This window comes from Bradyrhizobium guangzhouense (assembly GCF_004114955.1).
Lineage (GTDB): Bacteria > Pseudomonadota > Alphaproteobacteria > Rhizobiales > Xanthobacteraceae > Bradyrhizobium > Bradyrhizobium guangzhouense.
This window is the reverse complement of sequence record NZ_CP030053.1, coordinates 1,057,443-1,078,076: the sequence shown is the minus strand read 5'-3', so window position 1 is coordinate 1,078,076 and position 20,634 is coordinate 1,057,443. Positions and strand designations below refer to the sequence as shown.

At 64.1% G+C, this 20,634-nt stretch carries 21 protein-coding genes and 1 tRNA gene; 8 read left to right on the top strand and 14 right to left on the bottom strand.

Annotated elements, in window-relative coordinates; translation table 11 throughout:
- The first annotated feature begins 190 nt into the window (after positions 1-190).
- From XH91_RS05260 to XH91_RS05250, 3 genes are all read left to right on the top strand, one after another.
- Positions 191-265, top strand: a tRNA-Thr gene (locus XH91_RS05260).
- Positions 266-316: 51 nt separating this feature from the next.
- The gene (locus XH91_RS05255; protein WP_164938250.1) at positions 317-1,639 is read left to right on the top strand and encodes a S8 family peptidase; all 1,323 of its coding nucleotides are present in this window, start codon (positions 317-319) and stop codon (positions 1,637-1,639) included.
- Positions 1,640-1,707: 68 nt separating this feature from the next.
- Positions 1,708-1,935, top strand: coding sequence for a hypothetical protein (locus XH91_RS05250; RefSeq protein WP_128949594.1), 228 nt, complete (start codon positions 1,708-1,710; stop codon positions 1,933-1,935).
- Between the two features lie 1,095 nt (positions 1,936-3,030).
- On the opposite strand, the gene XH91_RS05240 is transcribed toward XH91_RS05250, so the two are convergent.
- Positions 3,031-3,501 (bottom strand): Crp/Fnr family transcriptional regulator, encoded by a 471-nt coding sequence (locus tag XH91_RS05240; RefSeq protein WP_128949593.1) that lies wholly within the window; start codon positions 3,499-3,501, stop codon positions 3,031-3,033.
- 138 nt (positions 3,502-3,639) lie between these two features.
- Here XH91_RS05240 and XH91_RS05235 point away from each other — a divergent pair, with 138 nt between their 5' ends.
- Positions 3,640-4,656 (top strand): LLM class flavin-dependent oxidoreductase, encoded by a 1,017-nt coding sequence (locus tag XH91_RS05235; protein ID WP_128949592.1) that lies wholly within the window; start codon positions 3,640-3,642, stop codon positions 4,654-4,656.
- A 185-nt stretch (positions 4,657-4,841) separates the two neighbouring features.
- On the opposite strand, the gene XH91_RS05230 is transcribed toward XH91_RS05235, so the two are convergent.
- Complete coding sequence (locus XH91_RS05230; protein WP_128949591.1) at positions 4,842-6,551, bottom strand: methyl-accepting chemotaxis protein; 1,710 nt, start codon at positions 6,549-6,551, stop codon at positions 4,842-4,844.
- A 232-nt stretch (positions 6,552-6,783) separates the two neighbouring features.
- On the opposite strand from XH91_RS05230, the gene XH91_RS05225 reads away from it, so the two are divergent.
- From XH91_RS05225 to XH91_RS05215, 3 genes are all read left to right on the top strand, one after another.
- On the top strand, positions 6,784-8,079 hold the full coding sequence (locus tag XH91_RS05225; protein ID WP_128949590.1) for an O-acetylhomoserine aminocarboxypropyltransferase: 1,296 nt from the start codon (positions 6,784-6,786) through the stop codon (positions 8,077-8,079).
- A gap of 4 nt (positions 8,080-8,083) precedes the next feature.
- Positions 8,084-8,866 carry an alpha/beta fold hydrolase gene (locus XH91_RS05220; protein WP_128949589.1) on the top strand — a complete coding sequence of 261 codons (783 nt, stop codon included), beginning with the start codon at positions 8,084-8,086 and terminating at the stop codon, positions 8,864-8,866.
- Positions 8,867-8,994: 128 nt separating this feature from the next.
- Positions 8,995-9,726 (top strand): SDR family NAD(P)-dependent oxidoreductase, encoded by a 732-nt coding sequence (locus tag XH91_RS05215; RefSeq protein ID WP_128949588.1) that lies wholly within the window; start codon positions 8,995-8,997, stop codon positions 9,724-9,726.
- A gap of 70 nt (positions 9,727-9,796) precedes the next feature.
- Here the strand turns inward: XH91_RS05215 and XH91_RS05210 are convergent, their stop codons facing one another.
- The 9 genes from XH91_RS05210 to phnG all read right to left on the bottom strand — a co-directional run bounded on the left by XH91_RS05210 (position 9,797) and on the right by phnG (position 16,850).
- Positions 9,797-10,408, bottom strand: a complete 612-nt coding sequence (locus XH91_RS05210; RefSeq protein ID WP_128949587.1) for a pyridoxamine 5'-phosphate oxidase family protein — start codon at positions 10,406-10,408, stop codon at positions 9,797-9,799.
- Between the two features lie 87 nt (positions 10,409-10,495).
- Positions 10,496-11,089 carry a phosphonate metabolism protein/1,5-bisphosphokinase (PRPP-forming) PhnN gene (phnN, locus tag XH91_RS05205; protein WP_128949586.1) on the bottom strand — a complete coding sequence of 198 codons (594 nt, stop codon included), beginning with the start codon at positions 11,087-11,089 and terminating at the stop codon, positions 10,496-10,498.
- Complete coding sequence (locus XH91_RS05200; RefSeq protein WP_164935580.1) at positions 11,086-12,237, bottom strand: alpha-D-ribose 1-methylphosphonate 5-triphosphate diphosphatase; 1,152 nt, start codon at positions 12,235-12,237, stop codon at positions 11,086-11,088. Before XH91_RS05200 ends, phnN begins: the two co-directional genes overlap by 4 nt.
- An 11-nt stretch (positions 12,238-12,248) precedes the next feature.
- Positions 12,249-12,947 (bottom strand): phosphonate C-P lyase system protein PhnL, encoded by a 699-nt coding sequence (gene phnL / locus XH91_RS05195; protein ID WP_164933635.1) that lies wholly within the window; start codon positions 12,945-12,947, stop codon positions 12,249-12,251.
- Positions 12,948-12,969: 22 nt separating this feature from the next.
- Positions 12,970-13,767 carry a phosphonate C-P lyase system protein PhnK gene (gene phnK, locus XH91_RS05190; protein WP_128949584.1) on the bottom strand — a complete coding sequence of 266 codons (798 nt, stop codon included), beginning with the start codon at positions 13,765-13,767 and terminating at the stop codon, positions 12,970-12,972.
- Positions 13,760-14,656, bottom strand: a complete 897-nt coding sequence (locus tag XH91_RS05185) for an alpha-D-ribose 1-methylphosphonate 5-phosphate C-P-lyase PhnJ (protein WP_128949583.1) — start codon at positions 14,654-14,656, stop codon at positions 13,760-13,762. The genes phnK and XH91_RS05185 overlap by 8 nt, the downstream gene beginning before the upstream one ends.
- Positions 14,653-15,768, bottom strand: a complete 1,116-nt coding sequence (locus XH91_RS05180) for a carbon-phosphorus lyase complex subunit (protein WP_128949582.1) — start codon at positions 15,766-15,768, stop codon at positions 14,653-14,655. Before XH91_RS05180 ends, XH91_RS05185 begins: the two co-directional genes overlap by 4 nt.
- Positions 15,769-15,772: 4 nt before the next feature.
- Entirely contained in the window at positions 15,773-16,381 is a 609-nt protein-coding gene (phnH, locus tag XH91_RS05175; RefSeq protein ID WP_164933636.1) for a phosphonate C-P lyase system protein PhnH, read from the bottom strand.
- 4 nt (positions 16,382-16,385) lie between these two features.
- Positions 16,386-16,850 (bottom strand): phosphonate C-P lyase system protein PhnG, encoded by a 465-nt coding sequence (gene phnG / locus XH91_RS05170; RefSeq protein WP_128949581.1) that lies wholly within the window; start codon positions 16,848-16,850, stop codon positions 16,386-16,388.
- A gap of 120 nt (positions 16,851-16,970) precedes the next feature.
- Between phnG and phnF the strand changes: the two genes are divergently transcribed.
- Complete coding sequence (gene phnF / locus XH91_RS05165) at positions 16,971-17,699, top strand: phosphonate metabolism transcriptional regulator PhnF (protein ID WP_128949580.1); 729 nt, start codon at positions 16,971-16,973, stop codon at positions 17,697-17,699.
- Between the two features lie 173 nt (positions 17,700-17,872).
- Here phnF and phnE (XH91_RS05160) read toward each other — a convergent pair whose 3' ends face one another.
- The 3 genes from phnE (XH91_RS05160) to phnD form a co-directional block, all read right to left on the bottom strand.
- Positions 17,873-18,757: a phosphonate ABC transporter, permease protein PhnE gene (gene phnE / locus XH91_RS05160; protein ID WP_430648551.1), complete on the bottom strand. Its 885-nt coding sequence runs from the start codon at positions 18,755-18,757 to the stop codon at positions 17,873-17,875.
- The gene (phnE, locus tag XH91_RS05155) at positions 18,715-19,599 is read right to left on the bottom strand and encodes a phosphonate ABC transporter, permease protein PhnE (protein ID WP_128949578.1); all 885 of its coding nucleotides are present in this window, start codon (positions 19,597-19,599) and stop codon (positions 18,715-18,717) included. The genes phnE (XH91_RS05160) and phnE (XH91_RS05155) overlap by 43 nt, the downstream gene beginning before the upstream one ends.
- 84 nt (positions 19,600-19,683) lie before the next feature.
- Entirely contained in the window at positions 19,684-20,613 is a 930-nt protein-coding gene (phnD, locus tag XH91_RS05150) for a phosphonate ABC transporter substrate-binding protein (RefSeq protein WP_128949577.1), read from the bottom strand.
- Positions 20,614-20,634: the final 21 nt, after the last annotated feature.

Below are 20,634 nucleotides of genomic sequence, written 5' to 3'. Positions count from 1 at the left end.
GTTGGCGGGGATCGGAACCGAAATCAGCCGAAGTTCGGTCGTTTCGAGCGGAAATAGCCGTAATATCCCCGATATCGCCCCGATTTTCTCGTTCGGACAGGTCCTGCAAGCTTGCGCAGCGGGGAGGCCTGTGGCAGATATCGGCCCGCTTGGTAGGCCCCTCGGGCGGCCGATTCTGATCCCAGCACATGCTGCCGTAGCTCAGTGGTAGAGCACTCCATTGGTAATGGAGAGGTCGACAGTTCAATCCTGTCTGGCAGCACCATTTCTCATCTTCCGGATAACAATTTTAGCCCCCTGCTGCTGGCGCCCAAGAATGGGTTCGTCGCGCGATACGTTGACAGTCTTCAAGAGCAAGCGCACTCTTCAACCTTTGATTGAGGAGTCTTTCTTGGACAAGATATTTGTGCGATTTGAGACGGACGAACAGAAGATCGACGGGCTACAGACCATAGCGCTGCAGACGGTCGAGGGCGCGCGGCCCAAGTTCCTCTATGCTCAGCCGAACGTGCTGCATACCCCCGCAACGGACGAGATGCGGGCCAGGCTCGAGGCAACGGGAGCGACGATCTTCGAAGACGTTCAGTTTCGCGTGCTTCCAGGCGACGATGAAGCTTACGACGATCTCGACCAGGCCGACCGGTGGATGCAAGCGCCCGATCCTGATACGATCGACGGCTATTCGCTTCGCGACGTCGTTGAACAGATCGGAGCCCCCCGAGCCTGGCAGCATACGAAGGGCGAGGGCGTTACGATCGCAATCGTGGATACCGGAGTTGCAGGCGCGCGCCTCGAGTTTCTGCCTGGACAACGATCCCCCATCGATCTTGATTCCGAATATCTTGGTCAGCATTGGAGTGATCCTGCCGGCCACGGGTCGATGTGCGCGGCGATAGCCGCCGGCTCGCGGGCGGCCGGAGGCCGTTATGACGGTGTCGCGCCGGGTGCAACGATTCTTGCAGCGCGTAGCACGTTGAAGACAACCGATCTCGCCGACATCTACGACGAGCTGCTTCGCGCCCGTATTGAAGGCAACATCGCGGGTCCACTCGTCGTTTCAAACTCGTACGGCCTTTATGTGTGCGACAGCCTGGCGATCCTACCGGAAGACCATCCTTACATGGGAAGTGTCCTTGCCGCGGTAAATAATGGCATCTTCGTTTGCTTCGCCGCGGGCAACAATCACCATGACGTGTGCAAACACGATCCCTATGCGTGCGGGCCAAACACCATTTGGGGTCCCAATTCTCACGATGACATCGTGAGCGTTGGGACGGTCAACAGAGCACTGACCAATCGCGATCCCGCTACGCCTCACGTTGGATCGAGCCGCGGCCCGGGAGAATGGGCCAAGCAAACCTCCAAACCCGATTGCGTCGCGCCCACCTATGGCGAGGTCCCCTGGGGAACAGTCTACCGGAAGATGGGTTGGTGGGGCACATCCGGCGCATGCCCCCAAGTAGCGGGGGCGGCGGCTTTGATGCTGTCGGCCTGCCCCACCCTGACTCCGTCACAGATTGCTGACGGAATCCGGGACACCTGTTCTTTACTCCCAGAGGGTAAAACCTGTGTTGGGCATGGCCTTCTTGATTGCGAAGCTGCTGTGGAGACTGCGATTAAGCTGCGCTCAACCACTTGATTTGGCATAAGTATTGCTTACTTGCTGGTGGCGAATGAAGAAGGTAAGGTAAGGTTTGGGAGAATGACGTGATTCTGAAATTCCCAAACACGGCCGCTCGGGAAGATTTCCTCTCCCGCATGAAGGGTGTTGCGGTAGCGAACATCCGCCTGAAGCCATCCTTCGCCCAGCCTACGGTTGTGATCGTCAAGACAAGTGGTGACGTCACGGAAAATCGCTTGAGGTCGGAACTATCCCGATATCTCGATGGCAGCGTCAAAATCTTCCAGGATGTCGAATTCCGGCCATTAGGCTAGCTTTCCATCGTGCCAGCTCGGATAAGACGAACTCGCAAAGGCGATTGGCACAGACGATAGACATTGGCTGCACTCGCACAGACGTACACACCACGAAATTGGATTGCGATCACGTTGAACGGTTGACGACGCCGAGAGCAATCACGCGCGGATCAGCGCTCTCGCGGCATCAAACGCCCGAGTTTTGCCCGCCTGTTTCGCCCTCCTCTTCCGAAGAGGGCGCAGGGAAGACCGGGTGCCGACGGGCACCCGCGGTCCGCTGCGCGAAAATGTAGCGCAAGGAAACCGCACAGCAGCATACAGGTGACGCCGAATACTCTGCCTTCCCTGCGCGATGGTTGGACGGCTTATGACGTGCTCTCCCCGGCGACGAATTCTCGTTGTCACCGTCGCCTCACGGAATTCACCGACACCGCGCCGGTTGACGCCAGTATCGCCTCCGCAAGTGCTCGGCCGTAGCGACGACGGCCAGGACCACACGGTTTTGCCGTACGCATAGGCGCCGTTCGTACGACACGGCTTGTGCCGGGCTCACGGGGTTCGGCTCAATCCTCTGCCCGCCCTGCCCTCACATCCGCGCCGGCGCTGCCGCGTCCACCGCATCCCCAACCCACGTTCGTGACGACGTACGATCGCCCCTCTCCATCGGGCCGGGATGGCGAGACAATGCCGCAAAACCGAATTTCGGTAAAGTGGAATGTTTTTGCGGCAGGGGGTTGACGGGGTTTGGCGGGAGGCGGGTGTTTTGCCCGACGGGTCGGAGCGGCGCGCACGGTGCACCGAAGATTCCGACCTGTTCGGCCGCGCAGGTAAGGTTAATTCTTCCTTTCGATTGTCGGTAAAATTTTATCTATTATCGTCCCGGCCATTCAAGACGAACCGGGGGCTTCCGATAGTGTTTGCGTTTTGCCTGATCGTGACTGGGACTGCGTTGCTTCTCTCCGGCCTGGTTGCCTTCGGCCTTCATAGAAACTCGCTGCACTCATTGGCGTTGCTGTAGCCGTATCAGCGAGCTTTTGTAGGATGGGCAGAGCGATTAATCCGCAGTAGTTCGAAGAGCGAAGGCGGAAGCGATACCCGTCCTACACACCTGCGTCAGTCCCCCGCCTGATGTCCCGTGATGCGATTGTCGGCGCGCCTTAGCCGCCGGCACAGCTCGCGATTGATGTTTTGCAGGACGATCACATAGGCGTGGATGTCGGCCTTGTAGCAGGCATAGAGTTTTTGCGCTGTCAGCTCGTAGAGAGCGGTCTCGCTCTCCGCGACCACCGTGGCGGAACGGTTCTGCATCTCGATCAGCGTCATCTCGCCGAAGAAATCGCCCGGCTCCAATGCGGACAGCGGGATGACGCCCCCCGCATTCGCCTGCTTGCTCACCGCAAGGCGGCCGGACTTGACGATGAACATCGAGCGTCCCGGCTCGCCTTCGGCGACAATTGCCGCGCCGGCCTCGAACTGGCGCTCGACCAGCATCGAGATCAGAAGGTCAAGACTGGTATCCGACAGACCGCCGAAGAACGGCGTCGCGAGCAGGAACGCTTTTAGATCGGGGGAACCGGCCGTCATCGGGCGAGGATACGCTTCGCGACCACTTGCGACAAGCAGGACGCAGGACGGCGCGAGCTTCGCACGGGCTCTACCCATCCGAGGCGCCAACACTACATGTGAACTCAAACGACGCGCAGCCCTTCACCGGTACGTCCCATGATCCCCTTCTCCGTGCTCGACCTCGCGCCCATCAAACAGGGCTCCGACGCCGCACAGGCATTCCGCAATTCGCTCGATCTGGCCCAGCATGCGGAACGATGGGGCTTCAGGCGATTCTGGCTCGCCGAGCATCACAACATGATAGGCATTGCGAGTGCGGCGACATCGGTGGTGATCGCCCACGTCGCAGGCGGCACCAAGACGATCCGCGTCGGGTCCGGCGGCGTGATGCTGCCGAACCATTCGCCGCTTGTGATCGCCGAGCAGTTCGGCACCCTGGAGTCGCTCTATCCCGGCCGGATCGATCTCGGACTCGGCCGCGCGCCGGGCACCGACCAGCTCACCGCGCGTGCGATGCGGCGCGACCTGGCGACGGCGGCCGAGAATTTTCCGCATGACGTGCTGGAATTGCAGGCGCTGCTTGGCGATATCAAGCCGAACCAGGCGATCCGCGCCGTGCCCGGCATGGGGACGAAGGTGCCGCTGTGGATTCTCGGCTCCAGCATGTTCGGCGCCCAGCTTGCGGCCATGCTGGGCCTGCCCTTTGCGTTTGCCTCGCATTTCGCGCCGCAGATGCTGATGCCGGCACTGCGCGAATACCGTGCTCGATTCGAGCCGTCGGCGCAGTTGGAAAAGCCCCATGCCATGGTCGCCGTCAACGTGTTCGCCGCCGACAGCGATGCCGAGGCGCAGCGCCTGTTCACCTCGCTGCAGCAGCAATTCATCAATTTGCGTCGCGGCACGCCCGGCCAGTTGCCGCCGCCGGTCGACGACATGGACGCACTGTGGTCGCCGGCCGAGAAGGCCGGCGTCGCGCAGTCGCTGGCGATTTCCGCGGTCGGCTCGCCCGCGGTGGTCGAGGAGAAACTAAAGGCGCTGATCGCGGACACTGCGGCGGACGAGCTGATGACCACTGGCCAGATCTATGACCACGCCGCCCGGCTGCGCTCATTCGAGATCGCCGCAGAGGTGCGGGACCGGCTGGCGGGGCGGGTGGAACCGATCGGTCGTTAGATCACGACAAAATCGCGTCGGGATGAGGTCACCTCTCCCGAAGGGAGAGGTCGGATCGCATCGAAGATGCGGTCCGGGTGAGGGATTCTGGTCTCACCGGCCGCTGCGGCCCCTCACCCGGATTGCTCAGGCGCGCAATTGCGCGCCAAAGCAATCCGACCTCTCCCCGTTGGGGAGAGGTGAGTCTACGCCGCCCTGATCGAGCTCATGAAGCTGGCGACGCCGCGCTTGAGGCGGGCGCTTTCGCCGGCGAGCGACTGCGCGGCCGACTGCACCTGGGCGGAGGCGCCGCCGGTCTCGGAGGCGCCGCGCTGCACGTCGGCTATGCTGGTCTCGACCTGAGAGGTGCCTTCGGCAGCACGCTGCACATTGCGGGAGATCTCCTGCGTGGCGGAGCCTTGTTGCTCGACTGAGGTCGAGATTGCCGACGAGATCTCCGAGATCTTGCCGATGGTCGCCCCGATCTCCTTGATCGCCGCGACCGAATCGCGCGTCGCCGACTGGATGTCGGTGATCTGCTGGCTGATCTCGTCGGTCGCTTTCGCGGTCTGTTCCGCCAGCGACTTCACTTCGGAGGCGACGACCGCGAAGCCGCGGCCGGCCTCGCCCGCGCGCGCGGCCTCGATGGTCGCGTTCAGCGCCAGAAGGTTGGTCTGGCCGGCGATGGTCTGGATCAGATCGACGACGTCGCCGATGCGGCTTGCCGCCTGCGACAGCTCGCTGATGCGGCTGTCGGTCTTCTGCGCCTGACTGACGGCCTCGCCCGCGATCCGCGCCGAGGTCTCGACCTGCCGGGAGATCTCGCCGATGGAGGAGGCAAGCTCCTCGCTGGCGGCGGCGACCGAATGTACGTTCGCCGAGGCCTCGCCCGACGCCGTGGAGGCGCGGTTCGAGACCTGCGCCACGGTGTCGGCCGTCTTGGACAGCGTCGTCGACGATTGCTCGAGCTGACCGGCGGCAACCGAGACCAGCTCGATGATCTCGCCGACCTCGCGCTCGAACTGATCGGCGAGACGGTTCATGTCCACCTTGCGCGCCTCGCCCTGGCGCTGCTCGGTGACGGCCTGCTCCTCGCGCAGACGATCGGTCTCGATCATGGCGTCGCGGAACACCTGCACGGTGCGCGCCATCTCGCCGATCTCGTCGCGGCGGTCGGCATGAGCGACCGGCGCATCGAGCTGGCCGGCGCTGAGCGAGGCCATGCGCTCCTTCAGGCCGGTGAGCGGCTTGACCACGCTGCGGCCGACGGCCCAGGCGATCATGATCGAGATCAGCATCAGGACGGCGATCACGACGGAGGCGGTCTGCACCATCGACCAAAACGAGCTGTCGACCTCGGACATGTATTCGGCCGAACCGATCATCAGGTTCCACGGCGCGAAGCCGCGGGTGAAGGCGACCTTGTCGAGCGGCGTCGCATCCGCGCCGCTGCGGCGGAACGAATAGCGCAGCGTGCCCTGGCCCTTCCTGGCGATGTCCATCAGCGCCACCGCGAACAGCATGCCATTGGCATCCTTGTTCGGACGCATGTCCTTACCGACAAATTGCGGGATGCCGGGGTTGGAGACGCAAAGGCCGGTCTCGTAGTCGTAGATATAGGCGTAGTTGCCGTGGTCTTCGTACCAGACGTAATTGTTGGCTTCGAGGAAGCGCTTCTTGGCCTCCTCCTCGGTCATCTGGCCGGCCTTGTAGGCCTTGTAATAGCCGTCGGCGAGGTTCCAAACGATATCGACAGCGGCATGCGCCTTCTCGACTCGCTCGGTGACGAGCTGGTTGCGCGCGATCCACAGCACGGTGGAAGCCACCAGCGCCATGCAGACCGCGCCGACCAGCGTCATGAGGGCGAGCTTGGCGCCGATCGAGCGCAGCGAAAACAGGTCCTTCAGAGCCGGCATTCTGCCTCTTCGATGTTGCTGGGAGCCGTGCCATCGGGACTGAGGCAGCAGGCGATCACATTGGCGAGAATGCGAAAAGTAGCGGCAATTCGTTAAGAACTCAGTTACGTCCCGTCACGGGTGTGGCGAACGCCAGGCAAAAACACACAAAATCAAGCTGTCAACGGCTGACGCATGACCTCGATCTGTGGCAAATCTCCGGAAACTGACCGAGGAATTAACGAGGCCGCCCATGCCCGCGCCAAAACCGCCCGCCTTCGAGACCCTGAGCCTGCATGCGGGCCAGCATCCGGATCCCGCGACCGGCGCCCGGGCGGTGCCGATCTATCAGACCACGTCCTACGTATTCCAGGATTCCGATCACGCCGCGGCACTGTTCAATCTGGAGCGCACCGGCCACATCTACACGCGCATCTCCAATCCGACCACCGGCGTGCTGGAGGAACGGCTTGCGGCGCTGGAAGGCGGCGTCGGTGCGATCTGCACCGCGAGCGGCATGGCCGCGCTGCATCTGGCCATCGCGACGCTGCTCAATGCCGGCGACCACATCGTGGCGTCGAGCTCGCTCTATGGCGGCACCATCAACCTGCTGGCGCACACGCTGCCGCGCTTCGGCATCACCACAACTTTCGTGAAGCCGCGCGATCACGATGCGTTCCGGAAGGCGATCAAGCCGAACACGAAGCTGGTGATCGGCGAGACCATCGGCAATCCCGGGCTGGAAGTGCTCGACATTCCCAAGGTCGCGGCAATCGCGCATGAGGCAAGGATTCCACTGCTGATCGACAACACCTTTGCGACGCCCTATCTCAGCCGGCCGATCGAGCTCGGCGCCGACATCGTGATGCATTCGGCGACCAAATGGATCGGCGGCCATGGCATCGCGATCGGCGGCGCCATCGTCGATGGCGGCCGCTTCGACTGGCGCGCCTCCGGGAGATTCGGCGTGCTGACCGAGCCCTATGGCGGCTATCACGGCATCGTCTTCGACGAGCAGTTCGGCACCGCGGCCTTCATCATGCGCGCGCGCACCGAAGGCCTGCGCGATTTTGGCGCCTGCCTGTCGCCGACCAACGCGTTCCAGCTGCTCCAGGGCGTGGAGACGCTTGGCGTGCGCATGGACCGCCACATGCAGAACACGCATCTGGTGCTGGAGGCGTTGAAGTCCAACAAGGCGGTCGACTGGGTGCTGCATCCGTCGCTGGAGAACCATCCCGACTATCAGCTCGCCAAGACGCTGCTGCCGCGAGGCGCCGGCTCGATCATCTCCTTCGGCATCAAGGGCGGCCGGCCCGCGGGCCGCAAGTTCATCGAGCAGCTGCGCATGATCAGCCATCTCGCCAATGTCGGCGACGCCAAGACGCTGGTGATCCATCCGGCTTCGACCACGCATCAGCAGATGGACGCCGAGCAGCTCAAGGCTGCCGGCATCGGCGAGGAGCTGGTGCGGCTGTCGGTCGGCATCGAGACGGCCAGCGACATCATTGACGATCTCGCGCAGGCGCTGCGCATCTCGCAGAAGGTCTGACACCATGAAGCTTTCCGTTGATGGCGCCGAGGTATTTGCCGCAACCGGCGGCCGCGAATTCGACAAATCCCTGCCAACGGTCGTCTTCCTTCATGGCGCCGGCTTCGATCATTCGACCTGGGCGCTGCATACCCGCTGGTTCGCCCATCACGGCTTCGGCGTGCTGGCGCCTGACCTGCCCGGCCACGGCCGCTCGGCCGGTCCGTCGCTGGAAAGCATCGCGGAGATGGCGGATTGGACTGCGGCGCTGCTCGGCGCGGCGGGCGCGACCAAGGCGCATCTGATCGGCCATTCCATGGGATCACTGATCTCGCTGGAGACAGCGGCGCGCCACCCCGACAAGGTCTCGGCGCTGAGCCTGATCGGTACGGCGGCGACCATGACGGTCGGGCCGGATCTGCTGAAGGCCGCCGAAGCCAATTCGCAGGATGCCAACGACATGGTCTCGATCTGGGGCCTCGGCTTCAAGGCCGAGCTCGGCGGCAGCCTCGCGCCCGGCCTGTGGATGCATGGTGGCGCACAGGCCGTGCTGCAAGCTTGCGAGCCGGGCGTGCTGTTCAGGGATTTGTCGGCCTGCAATGCTTACGCAAACGCGTTTGCCGCGGCCGCGAGCGTCAAGGTGCCGACGACCCTGATCCTCGGCGAGCGGGACATGATGACCCCCGCAAAGGCCGGCAAGGCGCTTGCGGCGGCGATCCCGCACGCCAAGACCGTCGTGGTGCCGGGCGCCGGCCACATGATCATGGCCGAGCGCCCCGATGAATTGCTCGCCGCATTGAAGGGCTGATAAGGATCAATCGACGCGCCAGCGCGTTGCCGCAGGCGACTTCGTCTCGCGATGAGTTCAACACCGCCCCGCGACCCTCCGTGATACGCTTCGCTCGATCACAAAGCAGAAGAGCGGGAGATCAAAACATGGCGGACGACCTGAAAGGGCGCGTAGCGCTTGTCACGGGCGGCTCGCGCGGCATTGGCGCCGCGGTCTGTCGCGCCCTCGCCGCCGCAGGCGCTGCGGTGGCGATCAACTGCCGCGAGAGGATCAGCCAGGCCGAGAAGCTGGCGGGCGAGCTCGGCGAGCAGGGCGGACGCGCGATCGTCGCCGCCGCAGACGTCTCTCAGCGGGACGCCGTGGCCGATATGGTGGAGCGCGTCACGGCCGGGCTCGGGCCCATCGACATCCTCGTCAACAATGCCGGCATCGCCATCACCCGCGGTGTCGACGATCTCACCGAGGACGATTTCGACCGCACCATCCTGGTCAATCTGAAATCCGCCTTCCTCTGCACCCAGGCGGTGCTGCCGGCGATGCGCGCGCGGAAGTGGGGCCGCATCGTCAACGTCTCCTCGGGCGCGGCCCGAGGCGCCGGTTCGATCGGCCCGCACTACAATGCCTCCAAGGCCGGCATGGAGGGCCTCACACGGGGCTATGCCGCGCGGCTGGTGAAGGAAGGCATCACCGTCAACGCCGTGGCGCCGTCGCTGATCGAGACCGACATGATGAGCGGCCAGCCGCAACTCATCAGCCGCATCCCGCTCGGCCGCTTCGGCACCGCGGACGAGGTGGCGAAAGCCGTGATGCTGCTGGTGGACAATGCGTATATGACCGGGCAGACGATCGCGTTGAGCGGCGGGATGGCGTTTAACTAAAGAGGTCTCGCATTAGCGACACGCGCGATATTTCCTTCTCCCGCAAGGGGAGAGGGGAAGAAGAGGCAGCTCACCACATGGTCGCCGCAGCGCGCTCCGGCCAGATGCGGTCATACTCGGCGCCGCCGACCTTGTTCTGGCTCATCTCGGCGAGAATCTGCCCCGGCGTCGGCAAAGTCTTCGGGTCGATGCGCTTGTCGGGATTCCAGAGGTCGGCGCGGACGATGGCGCGGGCGCATTGAAAGTAGATCTCGTCCACATTCATCACCATGACACTGCGGGGCGCCTTGCCTTCGACCTTGAACGACGCCAGCAGCTCGGGATCGACGGAGAGATGCGCCCGGCCGTTGGCGCGGACCGCGTTGCCGGAGCCGGGGATCAGGAACATCAGCGACACGCGGGGGTCACGCACGATGTTGCGCAAGGAGTCGACCCGGTTGTTGCCGCGGCGATCCGGCAGCATCAGCGTCTTGGGATCGTGGATGCGGACGAAGCCGGGCAGATCGCCGCGCGGCGAGCAATCAATGCCCTCAGGCCCGATGGTGGCGAGCGCCGCAAAGGGCGCCTTCTCGATGAAGATGCGGTAGAGCGGGGTGACGTGGTCCGCCACCTTGACGGTCGAGGCGTCGTTGGTGGCGCCGTAGATGGCTTCCAGCTGTTCGACCGTTTCGATCACCGACATTCCAGTCTCCTCGTTTTGCCGGCTACAGATTCTCGTTTTGACGCGTTTTCGTCACGCGAACCGGAGGCCACTTCGCTCGAAAACGCTCTACTGCCAGTCTTCATTCCTGATCACGCGCAGGAGCTGACGGCTGTGATACTCCGCGCTGCCGGCGTTGAGGATGGTGACATCGGCATTGGCCGCTGCGTCGTCGACGCTGCGCGCGAGCCGGTCACCGATATTGCCGTCGCTGTTCCGCGCCCGCGCGGCGAGTCGCTGCGCCAGCACGTCCGGCGGCGCCGTGATGGCGACCACGACGACGTTGGCATAGGCCTGGCGCAAGGCGGAAATCACGGTGCGCGAGACGTTGACGACGACGACGCGCCCGGCACGGATATCGTCGTTGATCTCGCGCGGCAGCGCGTAGGAATGTCCATGCGCATCCCAATGCACGGCGAAATCGCCGTGCTCGCGGGCGCGGGCGAATTCATCCGGGCTCACCGCGATGTTGTCCTCGTCGGCGGAGGATGCACGCGTCACGACGCGGCGCGGAAAGACGATGTCGCGATCGCCGGCGCACGCCGCCTGCGCCAGCCGCAGTAGCGTATCCTTGCCGGCACCGCTCGGCCCGACCACGAGCACGAGCCGGCCGGGACCAATCGCACCCGCCTTGTCCTGCGCCATGGTCGCGACCTCGCTCATGCGACGCGGCCCCCTTCGCGCCAGACGCTGCGCACCACGGGAACGCTGCCGGCGACATGCACGCGGATCAGATCGGCCCGCTTGCCGATTGCGATCTCGCCGCGATCGGTGAGGCCGACCGCATCGGCCGGCGCCTTGGTCACGGTGCGAACGGCCGCCGGCAGGCTGATCGAGGGCGCATGCTCGGGCAGTTGTAGCGCGCCCATCAAGAGGCTCGACGGGATGTAGTCCGACGAGAGGATATCGAGCAGACCTTCGCGGGCGAGATCGACCGCGGCGATGTTGCCGGAATGCGAGCCGCCGCGCACCACGTTGGGCGCGCCCATCAGGATGTCGATGCCGGCCTGATGCAGGCCGCGTGCGGCCTCGATCGTGGTCGGGAACTCCGCCACCGCCACGCCGTCACGGATGGCGTCCACAACGTTCTCCTCGGTGGTGTCGTCATGGCTCGCCAGCGGAATCCTGTACTGATGCGCCAGCGCCACGATCTCGCGCATGTTGGCCGCGGCATACTTCTTCTGGTAATCGAAACGCCTCGCAAACAGCTCGTCGAGCTGGGCATCGGTCATGCCGCCGCCCTTGCCACGGTAATAGTCGCGCAGCTTGACCTCATCGCGGAACTGGCGCTGGCCGGGAGTGTGGTCCATGAGCGACATCAGCTTGACGTCGGGACGGTCGATCAGCTCCTTGGCTTCCTCGACGACGCTCGGCATCGGGATTTCGCAGCGCAGGTGCAGGAAGTGATCGGCGCGCAGCAGGTTCGAATCGCGCGCGGTGGTGATGGCGGCGGCAAGCACGCCGGCGCGGCCATCGACCTCCTCGGCGCCGTCCTCGCGCCAGACCCGGAGCGAATCGAACACGGTGGTGATGCCCGAAGTGGCGAGCTGGCCGTCATAGGAGATGACGGCAGCGACCGGATTCCAGAACACCTTTGGGCGCGGCACATAGTGCGCTTCGAGATGGTCGGTGTGCAGCTCGATCAGGCCGGGCATGAGGAGATCGCCGCCGGCATCCTCGGCCCCGGTCGGCGCCCTGCCCTCCCCGATCTCGGCAATGCGTCCATCCGCAAGCCCGAGCCAGCCCTGTTCGATCACCCGGTCAGCCAGCACGATCCTGGCGTTGGCGATGACGGTATCCTTCGGCTTCATTTCAATGTCCTTCAAGCCGCGGCGGCAAAGCTGGTGACGTCGACGATGCGGTCGGCAATCAAATGGCGGATTTCATCGTCATGGACAATCGCGACCATGGCAACGCCCTGGCGTTTCTTCTCGGCGACCAGTTCGACCACCACGGCGCGGTTGGCGGCGTCGAGCGACGCGGTCGGCTCGTCCAGCAGCAGGATCGGCAGGTCCGAGATGAAGCCGCGCGCGATGTTGACGCGCTGCTGCTCGCCGCCGGAGAAGGTCGCAGGCGGAAGCTGCCAGAGCCGCTCGGGGATGTTGAGGCGATGCAGCAGCTCGCCGGCGCGCGCCTGCGCATCTGCGCGGGTCATGCCGCCAGCGATCAGAGGTTCGGCGACGACGTCAATGGTGGCAACGCGCGGTACCGCCCGCAAAAACTGGCTGACATAGCCGATGGTCGCTCGGCGTACATTGAGGACCTGCCGCGGCTCGGCGGTGGCGAGGTCGATCAGCGTGCCGCGGTGGCGGATGCCGATGCGGCCGGAGTCACAGCGGTAATTGCCAAAGATCATCTTCAGGATCGACGATTTGCCGGCGCCTGACGGCCCCGATAGCACGACGCACTCGCCCGGCTGGACCTGAAAGGTCACGCCCCGTACGACCGGCAGTTCGATGCCGCCTTGCAGGTGCATCGTAAAGGTCTTGCTGGCGTCGGCGATGTCGATCATGGCGGTCATTGGCAGGCTCATGTTGCAAAGTTCATGGCGGCAGAATCGAGGAGACGAGGAGCTGGGTATAGGGCTCGCGCGGATCGTCCAGCACCTGGTCGGTGAGACCTGTCTCGATGACGCGGCCGCCTTTCATCACCATCACGCGATGCGAGAGGAGGCGCGCGACCGCGAGATCGTGGGTCACGATGACGACTGCGAGATGCAATTCAGCGACGAGATTACGCAAGAGGTCGAGCAGGCGGGCCTGAACCGACACATCAAGTCCGCCGGTCGGCTCGTCCATGAACACCAGCCGCGGGCCTGTGACGAGGTTACGCGCGATTTGCAGGCGCTGGCGCATGCCGCCGGAATAGGTGCGCGGCGCATCGTCGATGCGCGCGACGTCGATCTCGACCCGCGTCAGCCAGTCGGAAGCGGACTCGCGAATCCGGCCGTAATGGTTCCAGCCCACGGCCATCAACCGCTCTCCGACATTGGCGCCGGCCGAGACCGCCATGCGCAGCCCCTGTGCCGGATCCTGGTGCACGAAGCCCCAGTCGGTGCGGAACAGCAGGCGCCGCTCGGCCTCGCCGAGCGCGGCAAGATCGCGGGTGACACCATCGCGCATGCGGTAGGACACCTGCCCGCCGCTGGCGGCGAGCTGGCCCGACAGCATCTGCAACAGCGTCGACTTGCCGGAGCCGGATTCACCGACGATCGCCAGCACCTCGCCGGGATAGAGCGAGAAGGACACGTCACGGCAGGCCACGATGCGGCCGTAGGACTTGCTGAGGCCGTCAGCGATCAGCAGCGGCTGATCGGTTTCCAGAAGATCCTGCTCAGCCATTGGCTCCTCCCTCCGCCTTGTCCTTGTAGGGCGCAGCACTCAGGGCACCGTGATGGCCGGCGGCCTGACGTCCCTCGCAATAGTCAGTGTCCGAGCAGACGAACATGCGGCTGCCCTCGTCGTCGGTGACGATCTCGTCGAGATAGGAATTTTCGGCCGCACAGAGCGCGCAGGGCGCGTTGAAACGGTAGGGCTCGAACGGATGATCCTCGAAATCGAGCGACACCACCTGCGTATAGGGCGGGATCGCATAGATCCGCTTCTCGCGGCCGGCGCCGAACAATTGCAGCGCCGGGCAATTGTCCATCTTGGGATTGTCAAATTTCGGCGTCGGTGACGGGTCCATCACGTAGCGGGCGTTGACCTTCACCGGATAGGCGTAGGCGGTCGCGATGTGACCGAAGCGGGCGATGTCCTCATAGAGCTTCACATGCATCAACCCGTATTCGGCGAGCGCATGCATACGCCGCGTCTCGGTCTCGCGCGGTTCGAGGAAGCGCAGCGGCTCCGGGATCGGCACCTGATAGACCAGCACCTGGCTTTGGTGGAGCGATGCTTCAGGAATGCGGTGGCGGGTCTGAATCACGGTGGCCTCGTCGGTCGACGTCGTGGTCGCAACGCCGGCGGTCTTGGCAAAGAACTTGCGGATCGAGATCGCGTTGGTGGTGTCGTCAGACCCCTGGTCGATCACTTTCAGCACGTCCCTAGGGCCGAGGATCGCGGCCGTCACCTGCACGCCGCCGGTGCCCCAGCCGTAGGGCATCGGCATTTCGCGGCTGGCGAACGGCACCTGATAGCCGGGGATCGCGATCGCTTTCAGGATCGCGCGGCGGATCATCCGCTTGGTCTGCTCGTCGAGATAGGCGAAGTTGTAGGTGGGCGCGTTCATTCCGCGGCCTCCTTTATGGCATCGGGGGCGCTGGCTTCAGGCGAAGCTTCGGCAAATTCCTTGCGCAGCTTGCGCAACAGACCGAGCTCGGACTGGAAGTCGACATAATGCGGCAGCTTCAGATGCTCGACGAAGCCGGTCGCCTGGACGTTATCCGAATGCGACAACACGAATTCTTCATCTTGCGCCGGGGCCAGGGCCTCTTCACCGAGCTCGCGGGCACGCAAAGCACGATCCACCAGCGCCATCGACATGGTCTTGCGCTCGCTCTGGCCAAAGGCAAGACCATAGCCGCGCGTGAAGCACGGCGCTTCCGTCGCCGATCCCTTGAACTGGTTGACCATCTGGCACTCCGTGAGCTCGATCGAACCGAGCGGCACGGCGAAACCGACGTCTTCGGCGGCGAATTCCACCTCGACCTCGCCGAAGCGGATCTCGCCGGCGAAGGGATGGTTGCGGCCATAGCCGCGTTGCGTGGAGTAGCCCATCGCCAGCAGGAAGCCTTCGTCGCCGCGGGCGAGATTTTGCAGGCGCAGGTCGCGGTCCGCCGGAAAGTTCAGCGGCTCCCGCGTGAGATCGCCGACGACGGCGCCGTCGTCCGCCTGCGGCGATGATTCGATCAGCCCGTCGCGGCCGAGAATGTCGGTCACGCGCGGCGTTGGCGCCGTGGACGCTTCGGCCACGGCCGGTGCGTCCGGCACGAAACCCTGGGTGAGCGAGGGATCGAGCAGACGGTGGGTATAGTCGAAGGTCGGCCCGAGGATCTGGCCGCCGGGAATGTCCTTGAAGGTCGACGACACCCGCCGCTGCACCCGCATCGCGCCGGTGTTAACAGGCTCGCTGGCGCCGAAGCGCGGCAGGGTGGCGCGGAAGGCGCGAACCAGAAAGATCGCCTCGATCAGATCGCCGCGCGCCTGCTTGATCGCGAGCGCCGCGAGCTCGCGGTCATAGAGCGAGCCTTCGCTCATGACGCGGTCGACGGCGAGCCCAAGCTGTTCCGAGATCTGGTCGAGCGAGACTTCCGCAACGCTCTGGTCGCCGCGCCTGGCGTTGGCGAGCAGGCGATGGGCGTTCTCGATGGCGCGTTCGCCGCCTTTGACTGCGACATACATGCCTCTAGCCTCCCTTGCTCATGACGCGCGTGGTGCGCGGGATCGCGACCACGGCATCATCGGCCACCAGAACCAGGTCGATGCCGCGCGGAAACAGCGTCTCGTTGAAACGCAGCTGCTCGAACAGATCGAAGGGCTTGAACGAAGCTGCAAGCGTCGCGACGCCGTCGATGCCGGGCCCGCGGAGTTCAAAGTTTCGCCCTGAATCCAGGCTCTCGACCTGAATGATCACGGTGGTCGAACGGTCAGGATATTCGTTGGTGCCGAGCGCAAAGCGCTCGAGATTGGGCAGCAACATGCCGTCGCTGATCAGCGCGAAGGCCGCAATCGAGGAATCCTGAATCACCGGCGCACCGGTGTGGAATTTGAGCCACTTCAGGACGTCTGCGCTCTCGGCCATGCGCGCATCGAGCCAAAGCGGCGTGTCGTGATCGAACAGCGTCAGCGCGATCGCGGCGGTGCCGCGCATCATGGGTCCTGCCGTTCCAGCCATCGGCACGATGCGCTGGACCGTGCCGGGCCGCGCCATCGCGTCCATGACCGAGCGAAAGGTCGATTGCGCCGACAACACCTTGTCGGCGAACCCCGGCGGCAATTCCGCAATCGTTGTCATGGCCTCACCCTTCACCGCGCACCATGGTGTAGAAATCAACCTTCGTCGCAGCCGTCTCTTCGGCCTGCTGCTTGCGTCTGACCATAAGCTGCTCGCGCAACGGTGCGATTACGTCGCGCTGGACCGCCACGCTGAAATCGCGCGATTGCACCAATGCGTCGCACAGGGCGATCAGCCGCGCCTTCTCACTGTCGCGCCCGAGCGTGTAGCCGAAGCCGATCTCGCCGCTGGCAAGCCGCACCGCGGCGCGCGACACGGTCGCCTCACCCAGATTGAACGGCGCGCCGTCGCCGCCGACCCGGCCGCGCAGCATCACCAGACCGTTCTCCGGTTCACGCAAATCCTGATGGCCGGGCAAGGAGATCGTGCGGAGACGGGCGGCGATCTCGCCCGCCTCCGCGTGCGCCAGCACGGCCATGGCGGCCTGGCGCTGGGCTTGCTGCGTGATGTGCTGGGTCACTGAATCCACCGACCGTTTCGACAAAACTTGCCGAATTCAAGTTGTCTATGATACTAGACAACTTGATACGGAAACGCCATGACTGTTTCGTGACAAACGTGTGATTTCCGGGCTAGGCTGGCCGCCGACATGAGTATGCAGGACACCGCCTCTTCAGGCGTCGCGCTGTGGCGCCTCGTTGCCGACGGCATCGAGCGCGGCATCGCGGACGGCCGTTTTGCCGCCGGCGACAAATTGCCGGGCGAGATGGAGATCGCCGAAACCTATCGCGTCAACAGGCATACCGTGCGGCGGGCGCTCGCAGCCCTTGCCGAGCGCGGCATCGTGCGCGCCGAGCGCGGCAGCGGAACCTATGTCGAGGCGCAGAAGCTCGCTTATCCGTTGCGCTCGCGCACACGCTTTTCGGAGATCGTCGGCGCCGAAGGCCGCGAGCCGCATGGCCGGTTGATCGAGGCGTCAGACGATGTCGCAACCCGCGAGCTTGCACGGGAATTGGGATTGAAGACCGGTGCGCCGCTGGTGCGGATCGAGGCGATCCGCCTCGCCGATCGCACGCCGATCTGCGTCTCCACCACCTGGCTGTCGGCAGAGCGGTTTCCGGGCGCCGGCACGGTGTTTTCAGCCACGCGGTCCATGACGAAAATGCTCGAGCATTACGGGATCCGCGACTATCGCCGCGGTGCCACCCGGATCACCGCCGGCATCGTCGATGCGACCGACGCCGCAAGGCTCGACCTGCCGCTCGGGCGGCCGATCCTGGTGGTCGATGCGACGGACCTCGATCTCGAGGGCAGGCCGCTGGTGACGAAGCATTCGCGCTTTGCGGCGGAAAGGGTGGAGTTTTTGGTGGAGCCGTAGACTCTTTCCCTCTCCCCTTGTGGGACCCCTTGTGGGAGAGGGTGGCTCGCCGAAGCGGCGAGACGGGCGAGGGGTATGCCTCCACGAGTCCAATTTGACTTCGCGGAGACATACCCCTCATCCGGCGCTTCGCGCCACCTTCTCCCACAAGGGGAGAAGGGAAGAAAGAAACCTCATGCCACCGCCCGCTTGCCAATGATCGCAAACCGCAGCTTGCCCGAGATGAAATCGATCGCGGCGACGGCGACCAGGATCATCAGGATCAGGAACGACACCTTCTGCCATTCCAGCACGCGGATTTGCTCGGCGAGCTGGAGACCGATGCCGCCGGCGCCGACGATGCCGATGATGGTGGCCGAGCGCGTGTTCGATTCGATGAAATAGAGCACCTGACCGGCGATGACGGGCAACACCTGCGGCATCAGGCCGAAGCGGATCTCGTGCAGCGCGCTGCCGCCCGAGGCGCGAATGCCTTCGACCTGCTTCTGGTCCGCGCCCTCGATCGCCTCCGAGAACAGTTTTCCGAATGCGCCGAAATCCGACACGGCAATCGCGAGCACGCCGGCGAACGGACCGAGCCCTACGACGTTGATCCAGACCAGCGCCCAGATCAGCGTATCGACGCCGCGGATCGAATCGAGGAACCGCCGCACCGGGAAGCGGACGATGTGAGGCACGATATTGCGGGCTGCCAGCAGGCTGACCGGCAGCGCCAGCAGGGCGGCGAGCGTGGTGCCGAGCAGCGCGATCGACAGCGTCTCTCCCAGTGCCTGCAGATAGAGCGGCAGCGACGAGCCGGGATCGGGCGGCATCATCATCATACTGATCCAGCCGAGCTGGCTCAGCCCAGCGATAAAACGCGACGGCGAGAAGTCGAGATCGACCAGGCCGAACACGAAAATCGCAAGCGCCGCCGCGAGCATCGCGGGCGTCGCCAGGCGCGACGACGCCGGGCGGTCGAAGACGTCAGGGTAGCGCGCGCGAAGTTCCGCGGTGTTCACGTCCTGCGGCTTACTCAAGTCCGCGCCTCCCTGCCGAACAGCCGGGCGCGCACCCAGCCGGTGGTGATGTCGATCAGGAAGACGGTGATGATGATGGTCACGAGGATCGCGCTGACGTCGGAGTAGTAGAATTTTCGGATCGCGACAATGAACTCCTGCCCGATCCCTCCGGCGCCGACAAAGCCCATCACCGAGGCCTCGCGCACGTTGATCTCGAAGCGCAGCAGCGCGTAGCTGACATAGCTGGCCGAGACCTGCGGCAGGATCGCAAAGCGCATGCAGGAGATCCAACTCGCGCCGGTGGAGCGGATGCCCTCGACCGGCTTCATGTCGGCATTCTCGACGATCTCGGAAAACTGCTTGCCGAGCGCGCCGGTGGAGTGGATCGCGATCGCGAGCACGCCCGCCACCGGACCGAGGCCGAAGGCCATCACGAAGATCAGCGCGAACACGATGCCGGGCACAGTGCGGGCGAATTCCAGCAGCCGCCGGACGGTGAAGCGCAGCCAGGACGAAGGCGCGGTGTTCTCAGCCGCGAAGAAATTGAGCACGAACGCGAGCACCGCACCGATCAGCGTGCCGACATAGGAGATCAGCAGCGTCTCGCCGAGCAGCTTGAGCCAATTGTGCAGCCCCCAGAACCACTCTCGAAAGTCGGTCCAGACCCGCTGACCGCTGTCGAGGGTGAGGATTCGATCGAAATAGCTGACGAAATTGCCGAGATAGGTGAAGAAGGTGCGCAAATTCACTTCGGCACCGATCGAAGCCACGATCAGCGCGGCAACGAAGACGGCGAGGCTCGCCAGCAAGCGCAAGCGCTTGCGCGCGACCGCCCTGCGATATGCGGCGTTCAGGACGGCGAGCTGCTGGTCGGGAAGGAGCGAAACCGCAATCGTCATCGAAGGCACAGATCCATCACGACAGATCCATCAAGAAAAGAGCCGGGTCCGTCGACCCGGCTCCAGTACGTCGTCCCGACGAGCTCAGGACGCCTTCTTACGCAGATTGTCGACGAACTTGATCAGCTCGATGGTCTTGTCGTAGTCCTGGTTCGTGATCGGCTCCCAAGGCTTGTTCTTGCCGTCGGAGAGCTTGTTGTAGGCCTCTGGGTCCTTCTTTGCCGCGTCCATGAACGCCTGCTTGATCGCCGCCTTCATGTCGTCAGGCAAATCGCTGAGATAGGCATAGGGCGAGTTGATGATCAGATCCGACTTCACGATGATGCGGAAATCTTCCTTCTTCATCGGCGTACCGTCGGACGACTTCACCATGCCCTTGTTGAGCATGCGGGTGAGGTTCGAATCGTCGTCCGCGTTCCACCAGTTGGCGGCGACGTCCACCGTGCCCTGGGCCAGCGCCAGCACGGCGTTCTCGTGGCTTCCGGTGAACACCACCTTCGAGAAGAAGGAATCGGGATCGATGGCGAGCTGGTTCAGCTTGTAGCGGGGCATGTTGTTGCCCGACGTCGAATTCGGATCGACCAGGCCGAGATTCTTGCCCTTGAGGTCCTCGATCTTCTGGTAGGGCGACTTCGCCAGGACATAGAACACCGAATAGTAGCCCTTCGAGCCGTCGGAATTGACGTCGATCGCAAACGCATCGGTCTTCACGCCGGTGAGCCGGGCGCGCGAGAACGACGCCGGACCGTAATAGGCGACCTGGATGTTGCCGGCGCGCTGGCCCTCGATGACGGCGGCGTAGTCATTGGCCACGCGCAGCGTCACCTTCACGCCGAGCTCCTTCGAGAGATAGTTGGCGAACGGCGTCCAGCGCTCAGTGACACCCGAAGCGTTCTCCGCCGGGACCACGGCGAAGGTGATCTCCGGATATTTCGTCTTCCAGTCTTCGGCGGAAGCGGATCCGGCAAAGGTCAGCGCGGCGGCGCCGGCAAGAATGAGTCTGCGAGTGATCATGTTAGCCCTCTTCCCAGGTTG